This window comes from Thiomicrorhabdus sp. Milos-T2 (assembly GCF_000702325.1).
Classification (GTDB): Bacteria; Pseudomonadota; Gammaproteobacteria; order Thiomicrospirales; family Thiomicrospiraceae; genus Thiomicrorhabdus.
Genome location: NZ_KL370891.1, coordinates 408023 through 418173 on the forward strand (window position 1 = coordinate 408023; position 10151 = coordinate 418173).

The following is a 10151-nucleotide window of genomic DNA, read 5'->3' on the forward strand; positions in this document are numbered from 1 at the left end:
CCTAAAATAACGTTTTAAAAGGCATTCTTTCCTTTTTAGTGTCTTATGTAATCTCACTTAATCTATTGACAGATTAGCAAAGTTGACGGTATTCTTGACGGTACTGAAATTTGATTTTTGTACAATACCGTCAAAAATCGCTAAGACCTTTATCTACAAAGGAGTCTAGCTTTGCCCTTAACTGATATTCAAGTGAAGAACCTAAAAGCACAGGAAAAGCCTTATAAATCCTCTGATAAGGATGGGCTTTATATTCATGTTTCTAAAACAGGGTTTAAGTCATGGAGGCGTGATTATCGCTTTAATGGAAAACGACAAACTATAACTATAGGTGTTTACCCTTCAATATCTCTTAAAGAAGCACGTCTTAAAAACTCTGAGATTATTTCTCAACTTCATAACAAAATAGATCCCAAACAATCAAAAGAACAGAGTAAGCCAAAACCAACATTTAAAGATGTTTCTGTTGAGTTTATGGAGAAGCAGCTTAAAGGTAGTAAGTGGACTCAAGGCACGTTCGATAAAAATACCCAAAAGTTTGAAAAGAACCTTTATCCCTATTTAGGTAAAAACTACATTTCTGAAATTTCTGCTTTGAATTTTCTTGAAGCCTTAAGGCCAATGGAGGAGAGAGGTGTTATAGCAACAATCAAAAAAATTAGAGGTGTGTGTGTCCAGATTTTTGATTATGCTCTTTTGAAAGGGTTTTGTGAATCAAACCCCGCTAGAGGAATTGCCAAAGCTTTAACACCTCATAAAGAGGAACATTACAAAACGTTAACGGATGTTCGAGATATAGCCAAGTTGATGAAGGCCATTAACGAGTATAAAGGTGATATTAAAACGGTGTTTTTATTGAAACTAGCTCCGTTAACGTTAACGAGACCAACGGAACTTAGAAGTGCTAGATGGAATGAGTTTAATTTTAAGACGAAAGAATGGCGTATTCCTGCGAATAAAATGAAAAGCAGGAGAGAGCATATTGTTCCGTTATCTAAACAAGCATTAAAGATTCTTAAAGACTTGGAAATGGTTTCAGGTCATCGAGAGTTTCTTTTTTATAGTAATACTGCTCAAACAGGTTATTTAAGTGAAAATACAGCAACTCAAGCCCTGCATAGATTAGGTTTTAAAGGCAAGATGACTGTTCACGGCTTTAGGGGCATGACTTCTACTCGTTTAAATGAAATGGGCTGGCCTTCAGATGTAATCGAAAGACAGTTGGCTCATATGGAAACAAACAAAACCAGGGCAGCTTATAACCATGCTGATTATTTAGAACAAAGGGGGGAAATGATGCAAGCATGGGCTGATGAGTTGGATCGCATCGTTAATGAGGACGAATAAAGTGGCCGCAAATAAACTTAGAGAATTACTTGATAAGAATTTAAAAAAGGCCGGTTATGTTAAGCAGCCTTATGGAAAATTCGATAATTATTTCTTAGATTCTTTGATTAACCAAAATGATAATTTATACAGAGATTTAAGGAAAACTGCTAATCTGTCACAACAAGAAATGGCGGATATAGTTGGGATTTCGAAAGGCTCTATTCGTAGATATGAATCTCATTGGGAATCGTCAAAGCCACCTAGGTGGTATTACATTATGTTAAGGCTCGTTAATGGTGATTTATCTTTTTTTGGCAATCAATGGAATGGTATTTCTATTCAAAAACATGATAGAAAATTGAAATCCCACTATTCACAAGAGGCTATGTTACCAGTGGAACTTTATTCTAAATATAACCGTGATGCAATGAATGCTCGTAGAGAAGCTAATAAAGAAAGACAAAAAGCTGAAGAATTGCAAAATAAGATAAAAGCTTATGAAGAAGAAATGACCTCTTTACGTTTACGTCACGAAATTTTGACTCAACAGTTCAATGAATTAAAAGCAGTAAAAGCGTTAACGAAAACCGGTAAAGTTATTCCGTTATTTGCAGAATCATAGTTAAAAACCGTAACGTTAACGTTAACGGAATTTTATACTCGTTAAGGTTAACGGGAATTACTGAGAATAATGAAATGGCAGAAGAAGAAAACTATTTTAATGAATTAATGAATGAGTTTGGATTTGAATCGATAACTCACGATTTTGTTCGCTTCTTAAATAGACATATAAAACGAGGCAACTTGGAGCTTTATTATCATGTCGGGCACCCGTGGGAAGAAGAGTTTTTGAAAGAACAAAATTACAGCTCTGTTGCCTACAGGGTTTATGGAAGAGCGGTATTAAAAGAACTAGATTTTGAGGCTATAGATGAATCAATTCTTTATGATGAGCTTGCAGCTGTTGGTCCGATGCATTACAAGGCAATTTTTATAGACGGAGAGAACTATTATCCAGCTCATTTAGAAGGTGTTTCGGAGTTCCCGAGTCAAGTTTCTGATCATGTATATGTTGTAGGTGCTCATAACGCTTCTTCGGTATATGTAAAAAGTTCAAGCGCACCTATGAATACTGGAAGAGTTAAGCTTACAAAAGAAAACTATGATCAATTTAAGCTTAAATATGAATTAGAGTTAAGTCAGAAAACACCTGAAAAAAGACGAATAATGCTGAAAGCCTTTTTGGAGAAGGAGGATTACGATACAACAGAAGAAATTCTTTTTGAAAACCATCATTACTCTAGTCGACTTGAGTTATGGGAAAAATTAAGTGAATTCGACCCTAAACTGTTTCCAAGGTACCAAGAGAGTTCAATGCAAAAGCTTTTTAATGGCAACCCTTATATTTCATTCGATAAAAGTAAAAAATAATTAATTCTTTATAGGAAAATTTAAAACAACTGAGTTAATCCAATCTTTTTCCAGTACCTCTTTGTTTCTTTTATTTACTAGCTTTGAGGGTAGGAAAAAGATTTTTTGACTTCAATGTGCAAGTTTTTTTCCTATTTTCTAAACACGTCTCAAAACATTTAATGACCTCCAAGCAAGGCCGATAAGGTCTTTGCAGATTAAAACAATCTAAAGAGGTTATTAAGATGATTCTAAAAATCAATGAAGTTGTTCAGAAATGTAATTTGAGTAGAGCAACGATTTATAAAAAAGTTAAAGAAGGAACTTTTCCTAAACAGATCAAACTATCAGAACGTTCAAGTGGTTGGCTTGAGTCAGAGGTGAATGACTGGATTGAAAGTCGAGTTAAAGAGAGAGAAGAATCTCCGGAGGTGGCTTGATGGAAAGAATGAAAACCACCTGGGCAATAGGTGGCTCTCAAGGTCAACAAACCGTTAGAGCCATACATTCGTATAGTACTTCACAGCAAAGCAATAACAATCATAGCAAATATAATTTAGATTTAGTAAAACTCACAAGAGTTTTTAATCAGATTGGTTATTTTATTCCTGTCATCTTGTCGGCTGAGCAGTGGATAAATTTAACTCCGAAAGATAAAGACGCAGCCCCAAATCTTAAAGTTTATATCTTGGCTGATTACCAGTCTTTTTATATGATGGATTGTATATCGGGTGAGCTAGGTTTTTATTCGTGTAATGGAAATAAACCTAACTTCTCCGATGATTCAATTTTTAATAAATTGGACGGGGGCAGCTATGATTATTAAAAATATCATTTTCATAGCAGTTTTTGACGAAAAACCGTTTCTTAATGTTCTTAAACACGGCTATAATGAAATTGAGTTCGCACAATCGAACTCCGGTTTTAGCAGGCCGTTTACTCAAGGCGTAGAAATAACGCCGTCATTGTCTTATGATTATGGCGTTTTTTTATGTCTATCCTATTATGGTGACTGGAAGTTGGGAGGGCTTATGCCCTGCCGCCTCCTTGGGTGCGGTCTGCTAACCCGACTTTCGGTCGCCTCCATGTTTTTAGCAGGACTGGAAGTGGCTCCTATAAACCCAAGGAGAACACTTATGGATAACTGTATCCAAAATTTACCGTCTCCGGTAAATACTCGACAAAAACAAATCTTAAATAAGCTTTTAGGCCGTAAACGTTTTAATCGTGATGCTTTAGAAGTTCTTAATAATAATGGTTTCATTTCGAAAATTCATATCTCTTTAGTTAGTAATGGTTGGAATCTTGATCTTCTGACAGTGGATCAGCAAACAGCTACTTTGAAAACTTTAGATGGTTCTAAAAATAAGGTTTTTAAATCACTCGATACCGTTAACGAGTTTTTACGTGATTTAGGTATTTCTTGTTATGTGGTTTCTTCTGAAATTAAGGAGGTAAACCATGCTTAACAAAATAACTTTAGAGCAGTTTGCTTCTGAAAATGGTTACACTTTGCCGGGAAGTTTACCGGTAGAGAAGTGGATTCGCATACCTGCAAAAAACAAGTCTCACCCAAATAAATCGGCCTCAATTCGTCTCTTTACAGATGGTAATGCTCTGATTAAAGACTTTACTACCGGAGAAGACTTGCTCTATATCCCGGAAAGTTCTGGTAAAACTCCGGAAGAGGTTGCCAAAATGAAAAAAGAGCAAGCTGAAAGAAAGTTAAAAGAAGCCGAGAATTATCGGAAAGAGGTTTTGCAATCTTCGGAAAATGCAAAAGCTCTTTTGGGGCTGTGTACCGATAATTTACCGGAAAACTTTCCGTATTTAGGAAAGAAACAAATCCTATCTCATGGTATTAAATTTCTTTCCGGAAAAACTCCGGTACCAAAGCAATTAGAAAAATTAATTTTGCATTTGAAAAAGCAAGATTGTTTGGTTATTCCCCGGTATAGCACCGAGCCATATTTGAATGGAGATCTCCAAACTTTGGAGTTTATTCGTCCAAACGGTTCAAAATTTCCACCATTAAACAGCAAGCCTAAAGGAACTTATTTTGTAATCCCTGGAGAGAGTAACCGCTACGTGATTTGTGAAGGGTTTGCCACTGGCGCAACTCTTAAAGAATATTACGCTCAAGACGATAATGTTGTGATTGCATTTAATGCCGGAAATTTACTTCCGGTTGCTCAGTATTTCCGGAATGAATATCCAGAAAGTGAAATGGTAATTGCCGGGGATAACGATTTTAAAAATCCGGTAAATATCGGAAGAGATAAGGCTATTGCAACAGCTCGTTTAGTCGGTGCTTCCTATTCAATACCGGAGTTTTCCGGTGATGAGTCTGGTTCAGATTGGAATGATCGTTTCCTCTTGGATCAAAAGGAGGTTCATCATGTTGGATAAGGTTAAGGGACTTCACGTCCAAAATGATTTTGAAAAAGCTAAAGAGCAGCCAACGAAATTGCCTTTTGGTTTTACATTAGAAAAAGATGGTGTTTTTTACGAAGATCCAAATGATGAAAAGGAAAGCAAAATTTGGATTTGTAGTCCTTTAGAAGTTGTTTCTCATCAAAGTGATGTCGATTCTAAAAACTGGGGGATAGAGCTAAAGTTTACTAATGATGAAGGGTATACACACTACTGGCCTATGCCGAAGAGCTTGTTAAGTGGTAACGGTGAAGAATACCGCAAGCAACTACTTAGTATGGGATTAAACATCGCACATACTAACAAGGCTAAAAGCCTTTTAAGTCAATATATCAATAATTGTAAACCTTCTAAAAGAGCGACTAGTGTTGAAAAGGTGGGTTGGTATAAAGGTGTTTATGTACTTCCCGGTAAAACTATCGGTAATTTACCGGACAATGAAAGAGCTGTTTATCAAAGTGCATCTAGTTCTAATTTAGGTTTTGCACGTCATGGCAGCTTAGTCCAATGGGAGTCAAAAATAGGCGGGTATACTGCCGGAAATTCCCGGTTAATTTTTGCCGTTTCACTAGCTTTATCCGGAACCTTGTTAAAGGATTTAAACGTGCCCGGAGGAGGCTTTCATATTGTAGGAGGATCATCTATCGGTAAAAGTACCATAAATCATGTGGCGGTAAGTGTTTGGGGTGATCGTAGCCGTTTTAAAACTTGGAGATCTACAGGGAATGCATTGGAACAGATTGCCCTTGTTCACAATGATAATACTTTAATCCTTGATGAAATTGGTGAAGCAAATAAGTATGAAATGGAGAATACAGTTTATATGTTGGCCAATGGTCAAGGAAAGGAAAGAAGTAATAAAGGTTATGAAAACAGGGATACTAAAACGTGGAGATTACTGTTTCTTTCTAACGGGGAAATTGATCTTAGGTCAATGATGCAAAGTATTGGTAAAACCCCTAAAGACGGACAATCGTTGAGGATAGCAAATATTCCAGCCGATACAGGAAAGTATGGCGTATTTGAAAGCTTGCATGGACTAGCTAACGGTAGTCAGTTAGCCGATAAGTTAAAAGAAAGTGCCGAAGATTTTCACGGCGTTTTAGGAACGGAATTTTTAGAAAAGTATGTTTCTAATAGAACAGAGAATAAAGAAAAAGCAAAATTTTATTTTGAGGATTTTAAAAATCAAAATCAAATAGAAGATGATAGTCAAGTTTCAAGGGTGTTATCTCGCTTTGCTTTGGTAGCTGCTGCCGGTGAATTAGCTTGTGATATGCAAATAGTATCTTGGGATAAAGGAGAAGCTTTAGAAGCAATTTCTAGATGTTTCAAAGCATGGCTAGATGATAGAGGTTCCGGTAATACAGAAGCGGAAGAAGCCATTAACAAGGTTAAAAACTTTCTTGAACGCCATGAAGGTTCTCGTTTTGAAGCACTTCAAACAGGCTCTAGTTTAAAGAAACCTGATTATCATAAAGATGTAATTAATCGAGCTGGTTTTAAGAATCAACATGAAGGGCGAGATATTTACTATTTTTTTACAGATACTTTTAAATCGGAAGTATGTAGAGACATTAACTATCAAACCGCTTTATCTGAATTAAAAGCACAAGGTTTTTTAAAACATGATGTTGATCGTTTAGATTGTAAGCTCCCTTCTAATAGAAATCATAAGAGGTCTCGAATGTATGCAATTTGGGGATCAATACTGGGAGAAGAAAGCGAATGATTGATTATTTGAATGGGGCGAGTGGGGCAGAAGGGGCAGGGCTCTGTTTACGGGGTTTTGAACACTATTTATACATAGGTCAAGTCTGGGGCAGACTTGGGGCAACTGGGGCGGCTGCCCCATCTGCCCCAAATTGACTTTATAGTTTGGGGCAGCTACAACCCTTATAAATACAGGGCTGCCCCAAATGCCCCTGCTGCCCCAACGTATTTAGTTCGTAAATAAAATAAACATTTTTAAAGCTCATCTAAAATACTTTGCCGTTTTGTGTTGTACTCTTCTTCAGTGATCAATCCTTTTTGATGAAGTTTCTTAATTTTTTCCAGACGGTTGGTAATTGATTCTGTTGACGTTGCATTACTACTAGTAACGTTAATATCTTTATCTAAATTTCTCCCCTGTTTTTTTAAAATTGATTTAGCTAATGCGATATTAGCATTTTCGGGTGGTTGTTCTATGATCGACTCTAGAGCTTGTTCCGTCATATGGGGGTAAATCAGTACAGACCACCTTTTACTAAATTCTTTGTTGTTTCTTATGTTTTCTTCAATATTTCGGATACGTTGAATAGATAACGAATGGCGGTCACCATTCTTAATCATGTTTAGAGCTTCAACTTTAGAGTCTCTATTACGCCAAAAATCAAGAGATCTTTCTAGCATTATTCCTGATTTAGCACCTCCCATAAGCATCAAATATGTTGCAAATTCATCTGCGATGTCTTCATTGTTATTACCAGGAAGTTTCCATAGGCCGAGTAGAGAATGACCTAGCTCATGTAGAATGATAAACGCTAATGCCCCTGTATTATTAGACTTAGAGATGTTATCCAATAATTCAGTACAAATATGAATATTTCCAGTGGAATTGCTTTCAGAATAAGCATTAACTTGTCCGCAAGGCCTGACATGTATATCAAAATCTTTAAACTTAAGTGTATTTCTGATTCCGTTGTACAAACCTGTTAATCTCTCTTTAAGTGCTTCAGCTTTTTTCTCATTTATTGGAAGTTTTGCTTTAAAGGAAATATCTATTTTTTTTGTAATAAATTTCGCATATGTATTGTCTAGAACAAGATATTTTTTTCCTATGGTATTTGTAGATCCTTTAATAGAGAGAGGAGTTTTTGTTCTCGAGTAGCCTATGCCTTTGTATGTCTGAGATTTTTGAAATAATTGCAGGTTTTTCTGATCTACTAAATACGTGGTAATATCTTTATAGACTTTATTTTTAGAATAAATTTTAAAAGTATAGCTATCATCTGGTTTGTTTGAACTAGGTAATGGAATTGCTACATATTTTCCAGGGCCAATATCGAAATGAAGGATAGTTTCTTCCGTTGAAGCTTCAGGGGCAATAATTACTTTCGCATATGATGGCATTGTTAGTAATGTAAAAAAAATAAAAACAAATTGTGTAACCAATAAGTTTATTATTCCCACTTGAGGACTACTGTTTTTATTTAAAAAGACTTTCATAAATTTTAAGCTCATATGTTTGCTGATTGTAAAAATGCTTATATTTGATTACAAAGCTTAGTATGTCGTGAGTTGTTGGTCAATAAGTTAGTTGATAAAGAAATTGAATTTTTGGAATAATGATGGAAAAAGAGACAGTCACAAACCTTGAAGAATTAAAAGAGGCAATGAAAATTCCCGCAGGAGGTGTTGATTTTGTTTATGAATCTTCTGCTATTTTTGACAAAAACAAAAAAGGATTTGTTATTTTTGAAGTTGTTTCAGGGCTGCATTATTTTAGGCTTGTGAGAGATGATGATTTACAAGTGCATTTTTTTCATTCTTCTCACGGAACAGGTACTAGAGTTGCGTCAGTTGATCTGTCTGAAAATGAATTAGCACAATTGGCTATTTTTTCTTTCCAGTGGTCTCCAGAAAATGTCAGTTTGTGGGTTGTACCGGGTATACCTGGTACAAAAGGGAAAGTTATAAAGTCTGATGGTAGACCTTCAGATATGCAGTATAAAGTTGGTTTAGATGGAAATGTTTACGCATATTCAAATAATGAATTTCTAAAAATTGATTTATTTAAATCTGGGAAGCCTATTTTAATTCCAACAGCTTATGAGGCTTGGGAAAATACGATTAATGCTATTGAATTGCTTGACTCTGCGGAGTTAAAAAAAAATTATGAGTTTGAGGTTGTCTCAACTAATTTGATTTTATCAATGTTGGTAACTGGCTTTGAAGTATATACAAAAAGACGTTTTACTGAATTAGAACAAGAAGGTGTGGCACCTAATATGGATGGAATAATTAAGTCATTCTATTCCAAAAAAGAAAGGGATAATGGGATAAAGTCTATTTTAAGTGAAGAAGCTCGAGAGGAGAAGGAGACACTCAATAAGTTTATCATTTCAAAAGGAGTTATAAATTTTCAAAACTTTGATAAATGTAAATTAGCTTACAATAAAGGATACTCTTTAAAGTTTGGTGACCTTGAGATCTCCCAAGAAACTATTGAAAAAGTTCAAGCCTATATCAAGTTCAGGCATCAAATAATTCATGTTTCACCGTATTTACATGTTCTTAATCAAGCAAGAGTTCATAAGGAAGATCCAATTTTTGCCAATAAGCAAACGGCTTTAGATGCTATTAAGCATTTTAAAGAGTTTATTCTTGCTCTACATAATCAAACTTTATCTTTTAAATTAGAAAGTAACGGTATTAAAACTGTTTTCAATCCTGAATAATATTATTGACGGTATTTTTAACGGTATTGTTTTTTATGTTATAAATAATTATCTTATATATCAGTAGTATAGCTTTTTATATAAGAGGTCGGTGTAGCCACCATATTTTAAGCCCGTACTTACATTTAGTTAAGTGCGGGCTTTTTTGTGCTTTGAAAGAAGTTTTTAAAGGTTGTTTTAACTAAATCTTACTGTATAATATAAGTAATTGTACGGAATTAGATAGTAGGACTTAATGTTTTATGAATAAAAAACGAGTTAATGAAAAAAACGGGGGTCTGATACCACTTTTCTTTAGGGGATTTAAGTAATCGTCAATTAGTTTCTTTCTCAACTCAAATGACATACCTTTATGAGCATTTAGTAGATTTTTTAGTGGTGAAAAAACACCACCATCCAGTCCATTTGTTGTCGTGGGTATTTGTAATATTTTATGCCGTTGGTAGGTAAATATGAACGGCATATTTACACTCAAACTCCGATAGGCTGAACGTACTTTTCTATGTTTATAGCTCCATCTTTTAGATTCCTCATGAA

10 protein-coding genes and 1 pseudogene are annotated in these 10151 nt (G+C 35.1%); 9 read left to right on the forward strand and 2 right to left on the reverse strand.

Features of this window, described 5'->3' with window-relative positions; genetic code table 11:
- Nucleotides 1–171: 171 nt before the first annotated feature.
- From BS34_RS0101785 to BS34_RS0101820, 8 genes are all read left to right on the forward strand, one after another.
- A complete protein-coding gene (locus tag BS34_RS0101785) occupies nt 172–1347 on the forward strand; it encodes a tyrosine-type recombinase/integrase (RefSeq protein ID WP_029406842.1) in 1176 nt (391 codons plus the stop codon).
- Nucleotide 1348: 1 nt separating this feature from the next.
- Nucleotides 1349–1951 carry a helix-turn-helix domain-containing protein gene (locus BS34_RS0101790; protein WP_029406843.1) on the forward strand — a complete coding sequence of 201 codons (603 nt, stop codon included), beginning with the start codon at nt 1349–1351 and terminating at the stop codon, nt 1949–1951.
- Nucleotides 1952–2025: 74 nt separating this feature from the next.
- Entirely contained in the window at nt 2026–2760 is a 735-nt protein-coding gene (locus tag BS34_RS0101795) for a hypothetical protein (RefSeq protein WP_029406844.1), read from the forward strand.
- Between the two features lie 224 nt (nt 2761–2984).
- Complete coding sequence (locus BS34_RS0101800; RefSeq protein WP_029406845.1) at nt 2985–3179, forward strand: helix-turn-helix transcriptional regulator; 195 nt, start codon at nt 2985–2987, stop codon at nt 3177–3179.
- A complete protein-coding gene (locus BS34_RS0101805; RefSeq protein WP_029406846.1) occupies nt 3179–3565 on the forward strand; it encodes a hypothetical protein in 387 nt (128 codons plus the stop codon). Before BS34_RS0101800 ends, BS34_RS0101805 begins: the two co-directional genes overlap by 1 nt.
- Nucleotides 3555–4208, forward strand: coding sequence for a hypothetical protein (locus BS34_RS12930; RefSeq protein WP_158660957.1), 654 nt, complete (start codon nt 3555–3557; stop codon nt 4206–4208). The genes BS34_RS0101805 and BS34_RS12930 overlap by 11 nt, the downstream gene beginning before the upstream one ends.
- A complete protein-coding gene (locus tag BS34_RS12460) occupies nt 4201–5148 on the forward strand; it encodes a hypothetical protein (protein ID WP_051640631.1) in 948 nt (315 codons plus the stop codon). Before BS34_RS12930 ends, BS34_RS12460 begins: the two co-directional genes overlap by 8 nt.
- Complete coding sequence (locus tag BS34_RS0101820; protein ID WP_051640632.1) at nt 5138–6904, forward strand: DUF927 domain-containing protein; 1767 nt, start codon at nt 5138–5140, stop codon at nt 6902–6904. Before BS34_RS12460 ends, BS34_RS0101820 begins: the two co-directional genes overlap by 11 nt.
- A gap of 236 nt (nt 6905–7140) precedes the next feature.
- Here the strand turns inward: BS34_RS0101820 and BS34_RS0101830 are convergent, their stop codons facing one another.
- Nucleotides 7141–8397 (reverse strand): DUF4344 domain-containing metallopeptidase, encoded by a 1257-nt coding sequence (locus BS34_RS0101830; RefSeq protein WP_084151614.1) that lies wholly within the window; start codon nt 8395–8397, stop codon nt 7141–7143.
- 107 nt (nt 8398–8504) lie between these two features.
- On the opposite strand from BS34_RS0101830, the gene BS34_RS0101835 reads away from it, so the two are divergent.
- Nucleotides 8505–9614, forward strand: a complete 1110-nt coding sequence (locus BS34_RS0101835; protein WP_029406851.1) for a hypothetical protein — start codon at nt 8505–8507, stop codon at nt 9612–9614.
- 232 nt (nt 9615–9846) lie between these two features.
- Here the strand turns inward: BS34_RS0101835 and BS34_RS13075 are convergent.
- Nucleotides 9847–10151 (reverse strand): annotated as a pseudogene (locus BS34_RS13075) (hypothetical protein); the annotation flags it as partial.